At 36.3% G+C, this 15,526-nt stretch carries 9 protein-coding genes and 2 pseudogenes; 5 read left to right on the plus strand and 6 right to left on the minus strand.

All coding sequences use genetic code 11. The features are described 5' to 3' along the window. Positions 1–63: 63 nt before the first annotated feature. The 3 genes from mutL to ltrA form a co-directional block, all read right to left on the minus strand. Positions 64–1,872 carry a DNA mismatch repair endonuclease MutL gene (gene mutL / locus WP_RS01390; protein ID WP_012481785.1) on the minus strand — a complete coding sequence of 603 codons (1,809 nt, stop codon included), beginning with the start codon at positions 1,870–1,872 and terminating at the stop codon, positions 64–66. Next, the gene (rnhA, locus tag WP_RS01395) at positions 1,863–2,396 is read right to left on the minus strand and encodes a ribonuclease HI (protein WP_012481786.1); all 534 of its coding nucleotides are present in this window, start codon (positions 2,394–2,396) and stop codon (positions 1,863–1,865) included. The genes mutL and rnhA overlap by 10 nt, the downstream gene beginning before the upstream one ends. 606 nt (positions 2,397–3,002) lie before the next feature. Then, on the minus strand, positions 3,003–4,346 hold the full coding sequence (gene ltrA / locus WP_RS01400; protein WP_007302360.1) for a group II intron reverse transcriptase/maturase: 1,344 nt from the start codon (positions 4,344–4,346) through the stop codon (positions 3,003–3,005). A 456-nt stretch (positions 4,347–4,802) separates the two neighbouring features. Here ltrA and WP_RS01405 point away from each other — a divergent pair, with 456 nt between their 5' ends. The 5 genes and pseudogenes from WP_RS01405 to WP_RS07075 form a co-directional block, all read left to right on the plus strand. Next, entirely contained in the window at positions 4,803–5,708 is a 906-nt protein-coding gene (locus WP_RS01405) for an Rpn family recombination-promoting nuclease/putative transposase (RefSeq protein WP_044475431.1), read from the plus strand. 107 nt (positions 5,709–5,815) lie between these two features. Then, complete coding sequence (locus tag WP_RS01410) at positions 5,816–7,291, plus strand: hypothetical protein (protein ID WP_012481787.1); 1,476 nt, start codon at positions 5,816–5,818, stop codon at positions 7,289–7,291. 53 nt (positions 7,292–7,344) lie between these two features. After that, complete coding sequence (locus WP_RS01415) at positions 7,345–10,869, plus strand: cytoplasmic incompatibility factor CifB (RefSeq protein WP_012481788.1); 3,525 nt, start codon at positions 7,345–7,347, stop codon at positions 10,867–10,869. 573 nt (positions 10,870–11,442) lie between these two features. After that, positions 11,443–12,445, plus strand: a protein-coding gene (locus WP_RS07070; RefSeq protein ID WP_076611169.1) for an IS630-like element ISWpi10 family transposase whose coding sequence is annotated in 2 segments (ribosomal slippage) — positions 11,443–11,952 and positions 11,954–12,445 — 1,002 coding nt in all. Because the reading frame shifts where the segments join, the coding sequence is not laid out codon by codon here. A gap of 158 nt (positions 12,446–12,603) precedes the next feature. Next, positions 12,604–13,172 (plus strand): annotated as a pseudogene (locus WP_RS07075) (IS6 family transposase); the annotation flags it as partial. Between the two features lie 34 nt (positions 13,173–13,206). Here WP_RS07075 and WP_RS01435 read toward each other — a convergent pair. From WP_RS01435 to WP_RS01440, 3 genes and pseudogenes are all read right to left on the minus strand, one after another. Beyond that, positions 13,207–14,437, minus strand: a pseudogene (locus WP_RS01435) (IS256-like element ISWpi15 family transposase). A 112-nt stretch (positions 14,438–14,549) separates the two neighbouring features. Continuing rightward, positions 14,550–14,927: a hypothetical protein gene (locus WP_RS07835; RefSeq protein WP_007302984.1), complete on the minus strand. Its 378-nt coding sequence runs from the start codon at positions 14,925–14,927 to the stop codon at positions 14,550–14,552. 26 nt (positions 14,928–14,953) lie between these two features. Continuing rightward, positions 14,954–15,508 (minus strand): helix-turn-helix transcriptional regulator, encoded by a 555-nt coding sequence (locus tag WP_RS01440; protein ID WP_007301903.1) that lies wholly within the window; start codon positions 15,506–15,508, stop codon positions 14,954–14,956. Between the last annotated feature and the right edge of the window lie 18 nt (positions 15,509–15,526).

Here is a 15,526-nt window from a genome sequence, read left to right on the forward strand (position 1 = left end):
TATACTCATAATCAGAAGAGCCGTTACTTATACTTAATTGGGAACCTTTTTGACAAACTGAACTCATCTCCTTTCAAACAATTTTTCTATATCACTTAGTTTCATTTCTATATACGTTGGTCTTCCGTGATTGCATTGCCCAGCATAAGGTGTTTCCTCCATTTGTCTCATCAACTCATTCATCTCCTCCAACTTCATTGCCCTTCCAGCTCTAATTGACCCATGGCACGCAATGGTAGCTAGTATCTTGTTCACTTTTTCTTCTATAGGTAGCGTATCTCCTATCTCCATTAATCTATCAACTATATTCATCACCATCTCTTTCACATTTATTGTTCCTAAAATTGCAGGTATTTCTTTCACCCTTACTTTATCTTCTGATTCTATTTCAATACCAAAACCCATTTCAAAGAGCCTATCTTTATACATTCCAACCATCTCCATTCCTGCTTGGTTTTTAATCTCAACTGTTTCAGGAAGAAGAAATTTTTGTCTTTTTATGCTTGTTAAGCACTCGTATATCAATCTCTCATGAGCTGCGTGCTGGTCTACTATAATTAATTTTCCTTTAGCCTCAGCAATAATGTAAGTATTGTAGACCTGACAGCGTGCATATCCTAGAGGATGATCCGCTATTAAATCAATTTGCTTCCTTTCTAAAACCATCGTTCCCTTTTGGGGTGGGGATTCTCCATACTTAAAAGTTTCTGGTAAGCTTTGCCTTCTTTCATCTGGTGCATTGAACTCTTTCATTAGACGATTTTCTAAAAGACTTGGTCTCTTTTCATAAAACTCTTTTTGATCTTTTTTCTCTTGACTATCAATCTGCTCTTGGCTTTTACTATCATTAAAAATTAGCTCCTCTTCAATACCTTGATCACCCGCTGCAAATCTCGTTGATAGTGTTTTTATTATCCCTCTTCTCACTATTTCATATATTAGCCTTTTATTCTGAAATCTTACTTCCGATTTATTTGGATGCACATTTACATCTACTTGGTCATATGGTACTTCTAAATGCAACACTGCAAAAGGATACCTATTGTTTGGAATAAAATCGTGATACGCATACCTAATTGCACCAACAAGTAGATTGTCTTTCATTGGCCTTCCATTAACAAACGTATAAATCTGAGTTGAGTTGCCACGATTGACATTAGGTTTACAGATGTGTCCCTTAAGTTTGATGCCTTCTTCTTCCTCTTTAACTTCCAGTGAATTGCTTTGAAATTCTTTTTCTATTTCACATAATCTGTTGAACAGCGAAGTTTGCTTAACATATTTTAAGAGCTTTTTATTACCAGAAGTGAGAGTAAACCCAATACTATAATTAATCATCGCTAAGTTATTCACAATATCAACAATACTTTGTGTTTCTGCCCTTTCGGTTTTTAGAAACTTTAGTCTATTTGGTGTAGCAAAAAATAAGTCACGAACTTCAATATATGTACCTTGCAACAAAGAACAAGGGGTAATCTCTCTTACTTTTTCTCCTCCCTCATATCTTATAGACCATGCTTCCTTTGCTCCACTTGCCTTGGATGATAATTTCATTCTGCTTACTGCTGCAATTGAAGGCAGAGCCTCTCCTCTAAAGCCAAGATGTCTGATCTCTATTAATTCACCATCGCTTAATTTTGAAGTAGCGTGGCGCATAAACGCAAGTTCCAAATCTTCCTTTTCTATTCCATTTCCATTATCTGTCACAGTGATAAGGTTACGCCCACCACTTTCTATTTTGATCTCTATTTCTGAACTTCCAGCATCTATTGCATTTTCTACTAATTCCTTTACTACACTTGCTGGCCTTTCGATTACTTCACCTGCTGCTATACGATTTATTGTTTTTGTATCTAAAAGAATTATTGCCATAATACTCCACCCAATCTATGAAACTTAGAGTTCCCTCTATTTTTTGGTGATTTCTTGACCTCACAATCTCTATATTTTAGATTTTTAGATTCCTTTCTAGCAAGTCTATCTGCCTCCTCATTGTACATATTACCGTTGTGAGCTCTAACCCACTTCCAATTAATATCATGCTGCAAAGCAACTTCATCTAGTTCCTGCCATAATTCTCTGTTCTTCACTGGCTTTTTATCGGCTGTCTTCCAACCATTTGTTTTCCACTTGTTGATCCACTCTGTTATACCTTGTTTAATATACTGACTATCAGTGTGTACAATAACTTTGCAGGAAATTTTTAACATCTTTAGTCCATTAATTACAGCCTTTAGCTCCATCTTGTTATTTGTTGTGTTTTCTTCACCTCCAGAGATACGTTTTTTGATAAAGACACTTTTATTTTCATACATTACCACGGCTGCCCATCCACCGGGACCAGGGTTTCCAGAACAAGCTCCATCTGTATATATTATAACCTTCTTTTTGTCCATATTGACAGGATATAGATTTAACATAAATTTGCTACTGAAATGTTGACACTAAGTTTCAAGATCTTTATCCTGTAAAGGTGTGGGAGATTAATGAACCTGTCCTCACGATATTAGGTAAATTGTAATTGAGCTTTTGGGCTTGTATTTTTATTAGGAGGTTAATCTCTCACACCCAAAATAAGTGTTTTTAAAGCTCTTTATAGCTCATGAATTCATTTGCTGGGGTTTATGGAGGGAGTTGTAAAAGATGATAAAATAAACAGCTAAGGTGCGCAGTAGCATTCTATGGTCATCTATGAAGGTAGTTTTTTGCCAACTCTTGAAATTTAGCTAACTTTAATAGACTTTAGCACAAAAACGTTGAATATTTCTTCACAATTGTGTATAATTATGAATGCTTTTTATCTTACTTTCTCATGGCTCTTTCCAAGTTTCTCGATCCTAAGAATGATATATCGTTCAAGCGCATCTGTAGGGTCGAGAACTGGCGCGCCTCTTTAGGGTTTGGTGGCTGATCCATTATTTTCATCCTGGGCCTCAATCCAAATTCCCATGTTAACGTTTCCAGCTCCCGCCTCGTCAAACGCAGCATGCGGTTTTCCCGCACTACGCTTTCCTAGCAAGTTCTTTACCAAAGTTTATCACATATTGTGTTGGTGATGCTTTCGGTCTGTAATACCTTATTCTGTAGTCTGAATATAGACCCAGCGTTTTGTATATCCATTCGCTACTCCATTTCTTCCAACCAAACCCTTTCTTTGCTTTCCTGGCTCGCATTAAATTGCGTCTTACCTTCTTTTCCACCCAGTGTTTTACGTAACTGAACTTTCGACTAGAGTTTCCTATCCTAAAGTAGTTTACCCACCCTCTCAATATCGGATTGATGTCATTTATCACTCTTTTTATCGGTTGCGATTTATGGCGCCGAAATATTTCCTTCAACTTGCGTAGCAGGTTTGTTCGTGCTTTCATCTGCGGTGTTTTCCTGACATTCCACTTTCCTTGTTTTGTGATATTCTCTTGAAAATCAAACCCTAGGAAGCTAAATGTTTCTCCTTTCTTTAGGTTAATGACTTTTGTCTTTTCTTCATTTACTCTCACTTCTAGTTTTGCTAATTCTTCTTCCAACCTTCTGTATACTGCTCTTTCTAGCCATTCCCGTTTCGGGTATTCTCTGATCAGTATCACCAAATCATCTGCCCATCTGGCATATTCCATACGTTGGTACTTTCCTTCTTTGGTCACCTCTTTTGCTTTCTCCAACATTTTATCTACCTCATTTAGGTATATATTGCTTAGTAGTGGTGAAAGTGGTGATCCTTGTGCCATTCCTCGTTTTCCTCCTATTTTGAGGATTAGCTTAATCATGCGCATGATTTCTTTGTCATTTATTCTTTTGGCAATCTTTTCCATCAGAATATGATGTCGCACACTGTCAAAGTAGGATTTTAGATCTACGTCAATTACTTTTGTATTGCCTTTGATTGCTGCTTCCGTTACTTTTTGTACTGCTTCATGCGCATTACGCTTAGGTCTATACCCGTATGATCCTTTTTGGAAGTCTGATTCGAATATCGGTTCAAGTATTAGCTTCAGTGCTGTTTGCACTATTCTATCCCGGATGCAGGGTATGTTCAACGTTCTGAATTTTTCTCCAGATTTTGGTATTTCCTTTCTCCGGTTCCTATTTGGGCTATAGGTCTTGGTTATTAATTCGTGTCTTATTCGTTGAAGATACTTTCTTGAGCCCTCTGTCTCTATCGATTCGAATGTCACCCCATCAATCCCTGGTGCCCCATTACTCCTCTTCGTTAGTTTGTAAGCTTCCTCCAGTGTCTCCATTTTACAGACATGAACATGGATTCCCCAGAATCGCCATTCCGGTTCTGCCTTCGCTTTGGTGTATATCTTTCTTCTCAGGTCTTGTAATTTTATCGGCATTTTTGTCATTTTTACCTTTACCTTCCTTTTGTTAAAAGATCCCTGCTAGTAGGGTGCCTTTGCTCCATGAGCGTTACCTCACTTCTTCACTACTACGCACCCATCCGTCACCCTCTCATCTTCAGTTCACTTCCTGTTTTCCAGTTATAGAACCTACCTCTCCAAGGTGTTTCTCCTTGGGATGAGGAGGGCTTCTCCAGTTGCTTTGTATGTCCTCATTGCCATGCTGTTACTAACACCCCGCTGAAGTAGACCAATCGTTTCATTCGTTTTTCGTCTGGTCTATTCTGTCTTCGCCAGTACCAAGATGGCTCGACCTTCAGAATATTCCTTTCGAGGCAATCTGTGCATTCGCTTTCGCTACGGCCTGGTAATTCGCCATTATCCTACGATAATGTTGTCGGTAGGCTTCAACATTTTGGTTTCCCTTTATGCTGCTACCCAAGCTACAGGATTCCGACTTTTATCCTGGTAGGTCTATTTCCTACTGAACAATACTCGCCTTCTCTGGACGCACTTGGTACTGAAAAAAATAAAGATATTCTTATTCACTTTCTTAATGATATTCTTGGCTTCACTGGTAAAAGTGCAATAAAGGATATAGAGTTTTTAAGTACTATTCAAGACCCTGAGATTGCCTCCAAAAAACAAAGCATTGTCGATGTTCTTTGTAGAGATGAAAATGGGCTACAAGTGATAGTCGAAATGCAGGTCGCTAAAACCAAAGGCTTTGAAAAACGTGCACAATACTATGCTGCTAAAGCTTACTCAAGGCAGGCTGATAAAGGTGATCAATACCATGACCTTAAGGAAATTATCTTTATTGCTATAGCAGATTGTATACTGTTTCCTGATAAGTCTGAGTATAAGTCAAAGCATACCATTCGCGATGAAGATACTAATGAACATGATCTAAAAGATTTTTACTTTATATTTATTGAGTTGCCTAAATTTCCAAAAACAAAAGAAGATCAGCTTTCAAGTATAGTTGAAAAATGGGTCTACTTCTTTAGATATGCAGATGAAACTAGTGAAGAAGAGCTAGAGAGAATAATAGGAAGTGATCTAATAATTAAAAGAGCATATGAAGAACTAAATAGATTCAACTGGTCAGAAAAAGAATTTATTGCCTATGAACAGGAGATCAAGCGTATTCGTGATGAACAGGCTGTCCTTGCTCAAAAACTCGATGATGCTAAACATGAAGGTAGACAAGAAGGTATCCTAATCGGCGAAGAAAAGGGCAGAAAAGCAGAGAAAATTGAGGTTGCAAAGAATCTACTTAAAGCAGGAGTTTCTATTGACATTATAACTCAAACTACTGGTCTTTCTGTTGATTATATTGAGAAAATTCAAGAAAAGAAGTTTTAGCCATAACGTTTTTTTATTAAACTCTCTACTCTAGTAATTTTAATATTGCAATCCATTCTAATTTCTGTATAATGCCTTTTTTACATAAATACTTAATAGGGGGGATAATGCCAACACAGAAAGAGCTTCGGGATACGATGTCCAAAAAATTACAGGAAGCTATTAAACATCCAGATCCAGCAGTTGTTGCCGGGAGGAAGTCAGCTATCAAGAGATGGGTGGGAGTCCTTCAAGATAACTTTATGGAGCACATAAAATACTTTAAGGGTGATAAGTTGAAGTTTTTGCACAATGTATTTCAAGATGAAGGTTGCTGGTCAGGTGTAAGGTTGGATAATGCTGCTTTAGGTCAAAGGTTTACTGAAGAAAAAATAGGTGGAATAGATAATCCACTTCGCAAATATGAGATGGCTTGTAGTTACTGTGTGGTGGATAAAATTCATCCTCTCTTTCAAAAAAGATTTGAATCTTATAGGAACAAGTTTCCTCCTGGTGCATTTGATGGTAAAACTGAAACTGAATTTGGCAAATACGTACGAAACTCGTTACTAGATAGCATAAAGAGGAAAGGTCCTGTATTTGATTTCTGGATTGATAGAGAATCTGGGGAATTAAAGAAGTATGATGCAGTAGAAGGTTTTGACAGTGCTGTAAAATTTAAGTGGAGTGAAGGGGTAGAGTATTTTTATAATCATTTAAAAGAAGAAGATAAGGAAAAGAAGCTCACAGAAGCTATTCTTGCTCTTTCTCGCGTTCAATCTGTTGAGAAAGACGCCCCTATTTTAGATTTTTGTGTAAATAAGATAGTCGATAAAGATACTCTTTTACAGAAATTATCACAGAAAGATAAAGGAGTATATTCCCTTTTTGCTGAATTAATAGAGTCATGTTTTTTTGATACGGTTCATGATTTGGTACAGTGCTGGTGTTATAAAGAAGTTTCAGCAGGAGGAGACCATTCAGAGAAAATATTCTCACAGCGAGACTATGAGCTTTTTCTTTCCTCTCTTTCAGACACAATGTTGAAAAATCCTGAGTTAAGCGTTCAAGCTAGATCTCTTATTATGGAATTTTGGGAATGTGGTAGCTTGTATCAATACAGAAAAGCTGCTGTTAATACTTCTAATTATACAGTTCCTACAAGTGGTGTATTTGCAGAGTTAATAGTCAATTGGAGACGAGAAGACATTTATAAGACTGATGAAGAAAAAGAAATAGAGAAAAAAGAAATATTAGATATGATGTCATTTGCCAAAGATTGCTTTCCTGAAAAGTTTGAGCTCTTTAAAAAACTAATAATAAGAGACCTTAGATTATGCGGTAGGGAAGGTAAAAGAGTAAATGTAGATTACGGTCTGTTTGCAGAAGAATTATTCTCTGAGTTAGAGAAAACAATTTTACCACCTGGTCCTGTAGGTGATGGTCCTTGCAGTAATTTGCGATCACGATCTAAAGCTCATGGTAGTAAGAAAACAACTTTGCCAGTTGATGATAGTCCGCAGTCTGAGCTTGGAACTCCTAGTGTAAGTGGTGTTTCTTCTTATAAGAAAAAAAGCGTCTTTACGCTTAGTGGTAATAAGTAATCCACTTATGAACTCTTGGTGTTTCTGGTCGTAGTAAATAAGGGGTATTTTGTATGAGTAATGGTGATGGACTTATTAGGAGTTTGGTGGATGGAGATCTTGAAGGATTCAGACAAGGATTTGAATCTTTTTTAGATCAATGTCCATCTTTCTTGTATCATGTAAGTGCAGGTCGTTTCCTTCCTGTATTCTTTTTTAGTATGTTTTCTACTGCACATGATGCTAATATCTTAAATGCAAATGAGAGAGTCTATTTTCGTTTTGATAACCATGGTGTTAATCCACGTAATGGTGAAAATCGAAATACGGCAAACCTAAAAGTTGCTGTTTATCGTGACGGACAGCAAGTTGTCAGATGCTACAGTATTTCTGATCGTCCTAATAGTGATGGGTTGAGGTTCAGTACAAGGGAGAGAAATGCTCTAGTACAAGAGATTAGACGGCAAAATCCAAATTTAAGGGAAGAAGACCTAAATTTTGAGCAATACAAAGTATGCATGCACGGAAAGGGCAAGAGTCAGGGAGAGGCAATTGCAACGGTATTCGAGGTAATTCGTGAAAAAGATCGTCAAGGTAGGGATAAATTTGCCAAATATTCAGCATCTGAGGTTCATTTCTTGAGGCAACTCTTTAGAAATCACAGATTAACAATTAAGGAAATAGAAGGAAGACAACTCAATCAAAATCAGCTCAGACAACTTGGTAGGTCAGTCAATTTTACACGAGTAGAACCAGGTCAGCAGAGGATTGACAACTTTATGGAAATGCTAGCAAGTAACCAAAGACAAGATGTAAGGGATTCTCTCCGAGGAGATATTTTAGAATATGTAACTGATACCTATAACAATTATAGGGCACAGATAGAAAATAATATTGAAGGTCGCAGTCAAAAGTTTGAGAGTCATGGGTTTTTATTAGGTTTCTTAGCAAATTTTAGTCATCGCTACACAATAGGCGTCGATCTTGACTTATCTCCTAGAAACTCACATGTTGCATTTCTTGTACGTCATCAAGTAGAAAGAGAAAATATTCCTATTGTTATTAATCTTGCTACAAGGGCACCGCCCTATATCGCATTAAACCGCGCCAGAAGTCACGCTGAAAGATTGCATGTTTTTTCATTTATACCTATCCATACTGAATCAAGAAATACTGTCTGTGTTGGATTAAATTTTAATTTAAATCTAGATCCTTTTAGTGTTGATACAGTAGGGCTTCAACAGGATAGATTTCCTTTAGTACAAAGATTATTTGAGTGTTTGGAGAATGAAGGAATTAGAGAAAATATTAGAGATTTCTTGCTTCACCATCTTCCTGCTGAAATACCAAGAAATGCAGAGAATTATGATAGAATATTTGATTGCATAACTGGTTTTGCTTTTGGGAATAGTGCTTTTGATAGGCACCCTTTAGAACTAGAAGAGGAAGACGAAGCACCTATAACAAAGTACATATTTAGACATGGTGATGAGGGTTTAAGATGTTTAACTATGGTCTTTCATGCTGAAGGTTCTGATATAGTTATACTTCATATTAGAGCTCACGATGCGCAACAACAAGGAGCCATCAATTTACAGACTCTTAATGTTAATGGAAATGATGTTCATGTGTGGGAAGTTTCATGCACACTTAATAATCAACTTGAACTAGATATTGATCTACCAAATGACCTTGGTTTATATCACGATTACCAAAATAATAATGCAAATAATTTTCTTGCTGGTGATCTTGTACAAGTGCCCAATACTGAAAATGTACATAATACTTTAAATCAAGTTGTGAATGATGGCTGGAAAAATATAGCTCAGCATAGAGGATTATTTCAAGAGATCTCTGGAGCATTGATGCCGCTTGTGGATACAATAAATGTTAATAGTGAGGATAAGTTCCGTTCTATACTACATGGTACATTTTATGCTAGTGATAATCCTTATAAAGTGCTTGCTATGTATAAAGTTGGTCAAACATATAGTTTAAAAAGGGGGCAGGAAGAAGAAGGAGAAAGGGTAATACTCACAAGAATTACAGAACAGAGATTAGATCTTTTATTATTAAGACAACCTAGAGAGAATGACCTAGATACTCACCCAATTGGATATGTGTTAAGACTTGCTAATAATGCAGAAGAAGTAGGACAACAGCAAAATGATGCGAGACAAGAAATCGGAAGACTTAAGAAACAACACAGAGGATTTATACCTATTACTTCTGGAAATGAGGTGGTTTTGTTTCCTATTGTGTTTAATAGAGATGCACACGAAGCAGGTAATCTTATACTTTTCCCAGAAGGGATAGGAAGAGAAGAGCATGTACACAGGCTTGATCGTCATGTTCGCAGCTCAAGACCAGGAGGATTAGTGGGACCTGAAAGTGTTATTGATGAAAATCCACCAGAAGGTCTATTATCAGATCAGACTCGTGAAAACTTTAGGCGTTTTTACGAAGAAAAAGCACCAGGACAAAATTCGATTTTTTTGCTTGATATAGGCGACAATCTACATGTTCCCTTTAGTTACTTGCAAGGTACTAGAGCACAGGTAATAGAAACATTAAAGTCAAGAATAAGGGGAGGTGGTACTCCTACAGCACAAGGAATATTACAACAAATAAATGCTATCCTTCGTAGAAACAACGCTCGTGAGATAGAAGATGTGCATGATCTACTTGCACTAGACTTTGCAACAGATAATCAAAATTATCGTTATTGGCTACAAACTCATGACATGTTTTTCGCTGCACGACAATATACTTTCCTTGATAATCAATCTCATTCAACTAATGATCATTATGGTTTTGAAATAACTTCAGTAGGAGTCGATGGAAATCAAAATGATCCAACAGGTAGGGGCTTATTAAGTAGTCACATAACTAACTTTAAACAAAAAGTAGATTCGGGTGAAAAAGATAGATTAATTGCTATTATTAATGTAGGTAATCGTCATTGGGTTACATTAGTTATTGTACACCAAAATGGAAATTATTATGGGTATTATGCTGATTCACTTGGTCCAGATAGTGGTATTGACAATAATATTCGAGGAGCTTTAAGAGAATGTGATATTAACGATGATAATGTCCATAATATTTCCGTTCATCAGCAAACAGATGGCCATAATTGTGGCATATGGGTATACGAAAATGCTAGGGATATTAACCAAGCTATTGATCAAGCTTTACAGGGAAATAATAACTTTGGAGAGAAAGGTGAAGGTATTATAGGTTATATACGTGGTCTTCTTAGTGCAGGCATTGGAAATGACACTAGACAACCTCGAAGAAATGAACAATACTTTGAAGATCGGAGAAGAGATATTTCACAATTACTCCAAAATGATCCTAACTTACCTTCTCGCCGGAGTGATTTAATTCAAGCTCATCCAGGAATTCAACATGAAATTGATCCATTACTATTACAATTTTTAGGACTCCAATACCCACAGCGTGGAGGTGGAGGAGCATTACAATTAGGCGGAGAAAGAGTGATATCAATTGATTTTGGTAACCCGCAGTCTGCATTAGATAAAATTGATGGAGTGAGTAGAGTTTATAACCATAGCAATAGTAGAGGTAGTAGGTAGAAGTTAATAGGTGGATGAAGTTTTCTTTACTCTATATTTACGCATTGGTTGTAATCGGTCTTCTAGGTTGTTTCTGCATATTTTATCTTACTATTACCCACAAATATAAATGTTTGTTGCGTAGCTCTTAATGGCATAACTTTTGCTTGAAATAACTGTTTATATGGTGCAATTTACAGCTTTTAGTTGCTAAAATTATAACTCTTAGTTTAATAATTTTAATCCAATAAGCTTTCAGGTTAATAAAATTAAATTATTTGAGTAAATACAATACTATGTTTTTATTTGTGGGTAATAGTAAGATATTTTATGGTGGTGTTTATTAACAATAATATAGAAGACTATTATTAAGACTCTTGTCCGTAAAGCACCTTCATTTGCTCCTCTCATGAGAGTGATATTTCCTTCAAATCAGCTAGTTTTAGATGCTGAGGTTGTGTGCCGTTTAAAATGGCTTCCTTAATTTTGGGTATCAAATAATTTAAACGTAATACCAATTCCCACTATGTAAAGAACAGATAGACAATAATGGGAAAGAAGTGATACTAAAGTAGATAAAATAGAGAGGTATAAATGGCATTAAGGTCAAAACTGTTAGACGAAAAAGTTGTAAATTTGGCGAAAGAAATGTTAAAAAAGGTCAGAAATAACGCATATGTTTCAAAAAAGTTACAAGCGGTGATAGCAGGAAAAGAAAGTAGTATAAGCGCTGTGGCAAGAATATGTAAAATTTCAAGGACTGCTTTGACTGAATGGATAAAGCATCTAAAATTTGGTAGAGTAGAAAAATTATTTTCCCCTTCTCAGCGGCGAAGAAAAAGCAAATTAAACAAAAATCAACGTGAGCAAATTGAAATATGGGTAGAAAGAAATCCAAATATTACTATTAAGGAAGTGCAAATAAAAATCTCAGAGGAATTTGGCCTAAACATTAGCAAATCAACAGTGCATCGTGAGATACAAAGGATGAAGTTTTCTTACATAACACCGAGGCCAATTCACCATAAACAAGATAAAAACAAGCAAGAAGAGTTTAAAAAATACTTCAATAAAATAGTCAATTCCCACCCTGAAAAGGAGGTATTTTTTTGATGAATCACGATTTGGAACTCATTCAAAAATCGGACATGGATGGTTTAAAAAAGGGGTCAGAACGCAGGTTAAAATGAAAATTGGTAGACAAAATTTCTATATCTACAGTGCGGTAAATCCAAGAAGTGGTAAGAAAATTAGCCTACTTGCTCCATATGTAAACACTGATTGTATGAATATATTTCTGGAGCAGATGTCGAAAGATTTAGGCACGAAAAAAGCCTTTCTTGTAATGGATTGTGCAGGCTGGCATAGATCAAAAAGTTTGAAAATTCAGAAAAACATTACCATTATATACTTGCCTCCTTATTCACCAGAACTGAATCCTGTTGAGAGGTTGTGGCAATATATCAAACACAATACTTTACGCAACAGAGTCTACGATACCATAGGCTTACTTGAAGATGTTCTGTGTAATTTTATTGTCAGTATTTCCAGTGCTACTATTAAACGAGTTTGTAATGTTTCTTATTTGTTCGATTAGTAATGGAATTTGGTATAAGTATTCCAAACTCAGTAATACACCCTTCTTTTCTCACAACATAGCACTTAGGAAGGTTCTGTCGCATCTATAAATCCTGGTATGTAACATTTGTAGGAAAGTAGAAAAGAAGTGATATGATCATCTAAAAAAAAGCAAAGATGTTTCGTATTAGTTCAAAATTATTGCCATATTTCAAAGGATTTAGCTTTTCAGCAGAGATAATAATGTTATCTGTATATATGAAATGTAGATTCTCTTTGAGCTATCGAGATTTGGAAGAAATGCTGAGTATAAGGGGAGCAAAATGCTACGTTACAAAGGTGGGTTATCACCACTGATAGATGAAGCGGTAAGGAAAAGGAAGAAGCAGGTTGGCAGTAGCTGGAGAGACCTACGTTAAATTAAACGGCAAATGGGTTTATCTATACAGAGCACTATTGGTAATACTGTAGACTTTCTGTTGTGTGCTCGTAGAGACAAGTCTGCGGCACTTGCGTTCTTTCGTAAAGCCTTTAGAGAGAATAACCTTCCTGAGAAAGTAGTAATTGATAAAAGCGGCAGTAATACTGCTGCTCTTGATGATTTGAATACAGAAATTTCTGAAGATTGTAGAATCATGGTTTTTCAAATAAAATATCTAAATAATATTGTCGAACAAGATCATAGATTTATCAAAAAACGAATAAAGCCAATGCTTGGTTTTAAGAGCTTCCACTCCGCAAAGATTGGGAGTGTTAAATAAACTGTGTCAAACCGCATTTTTAGTTCAACTCAATTTTCAATCTGCCAGGAAAGAAAACATCAAGTTGAGAGATAGTTAATGCCCAATCATGTACAGGCATCGTCGACTTTTCCTCTACCTTCTTTATAGCACAATATACCTGCTTATACAAGGCATTTATGCTGGTAAATGAGCCTTTGGTCTTAGTGAATTTCCTAATTTGCCTATGTAGCCCCTCTATGGGATTGGTGGTGTAGATTATCCTCCTAACTGGACCAGAATACTTAAAATAACCAGACAAGTTTTCCCAATTATTCTGCCAAGATTTTATAACCATAGGGTACTTTGTGCCCCATTTTTCATCCAATTCCAACAGATAATTCTCGGCAATTTCCTTGCTTGAAGCTTGATATACCTTCTTTAAATCGCTCAAAAAACTCTTCGCATCTTTACTGGCCACATACTTCAGTGAGTTGCGTATCTGATGCACTATACACATCTGCACTTCCGCATTAGGAAAGACACTGTTTATAGCTGCAGGAAAGCTTTTCAGCCCATCAACGCAGGCAATAAGGATATCTTCTACTCCTCTTTCTTTGAGGTCATTTAGCACTCCCAACCAGAACTTCACTTTCAGCCAAATAAAAACCTAATACTTCTTTTTTGCCATTTTGATCTATGCCTAATATGTTATACATGCATTTACTTACGCAATGCCCGTCCTCTTTGACTTTAAAAAACATGCCATCCATGAAAACTATCGGATATACAGACTGCAGCGGGCGACTACGCCATTCGTTGATTACTGGTAGCAATTTGTCAGTAATACTTGATATCTCTGCCGCCGATATTTTGTGATCATAAATTTCCTCAACATGTGACACTATATCTCTATAGCCCATACCACTGGCAAATGTGCTCAAAATCTTCGTTTCAAGCTCTGGATGTAAGTTTGTTTGCCTTTTTTTGACTATTTGTGGTTCGAAACTTCCTTCCCTATCTCTTGGCGTCAAAAGCTCAAATGACCCTGCGCTTGTACGTAAAGTCTTTGCATTCCTCCCATTTCTTCGATTATTCTCTTCGCTTTCGGCCGACAAGTGGTTTTCTATTTCACCTTCCAGGCTTACCTCCAGCAACTTTTTTATAAACGGTGTTAATGCTCCATCTCTTCCTGTCAACGGTCTTCCTTCTCGTATAGACGACAGGATATTTGTTTCTAATTCTTTATAATCTACCAAACCGGTAGTTCTGTTTACTACTTTCTGACTCATTGTCAAACCTCCATTTTTTTATATCAATTTATTACTTTTTTTTCGGTTTGACACAGTTTATTTAACACTCCCCAAAGATTACCATTACCGGCATAGAAAATATTCGTATGATTCAAAAAAGACAAATTATCGGGGCTAATGATAATGTTTCTACTTTTGAGAATTTTGCTATGCTAATTGCTCTATAACTCCCATAATCCCAGTTTAACGATCTTCTTGTACCACAATTTATAGATGCGACAGAACCCTCTATTTTACTAATCTTCTCTTTGTAAATTTGCTTTCTTTGCAAGAAAAATTCTACCCATATGTCCAGTTCATCTCGTGATTCCTGATTGTCAATTTTTCTATATTCCCTCGCCAAACTTAATAAATCATTTTCTGCTTCACCATCTTCATAATTATCTTCTTCCTTTATCAGATCTTCAGCATTCACTGACAATTCTCTTTCTATCTCCCACAACCTTTCACTTAAAAGAGTCTTGTTCATAATGATGTATCTGTGAGGGCCCTACATTAAGCTTTTTTGCTTTGTGTATATCCTCTTATTATTCTCCACTTCTTGATCTCTTGTCCTCCGTTTGGCTCGTATCTCTCTTTATCAGCATATTCCTCAGTTGATAAGCCTGTTGCTCGATAGATAATCTCAGTATCAAACCCTGCCTTAACTAGATTCCTCGCAATTCTTATTCTTGCTGCTTTGATATTACTTTCCTTTTCAGCTTGAATAGATTGGGTCAAAGCATAAACCACCTTGCGTAATTCTCGCTCTCCTATTTGTATGTATCCTTGCATTAGATTATACATTGCTTGTTCCTTAGCTTTATCAAAACAGCTATTTTCTCTTAGCACCTTTCGTTTGGGAAATAGATTTCTAATAGGAATTGATAATGCCCCTGCTAATATTTTTAACTTTTCAATTGGAATGCCACATGTTCCTTGCTCATATCTTAGCAGCGTGTGGTAGTTTATGCTTGTTTTGTCTATTAAGACTTTCAGAGTATATTTTCTCTTTAACCTCCAGCTCCTTACTTTTTGTGCTATCTGATACCTTATTGAGATATTTGCCATAAATATTATACAGGTTAA

It is taken from the genome of Wolbachia endosymbiont of Culex quinquefasciatus Pel (assembly GCF_000073005.1).
Taxonomy (GTDB): Bacteria; Pseudomonadota; Alphaproteobacteria; order Rickettsiales; family Anaplasmataceae; genus Wolbachia.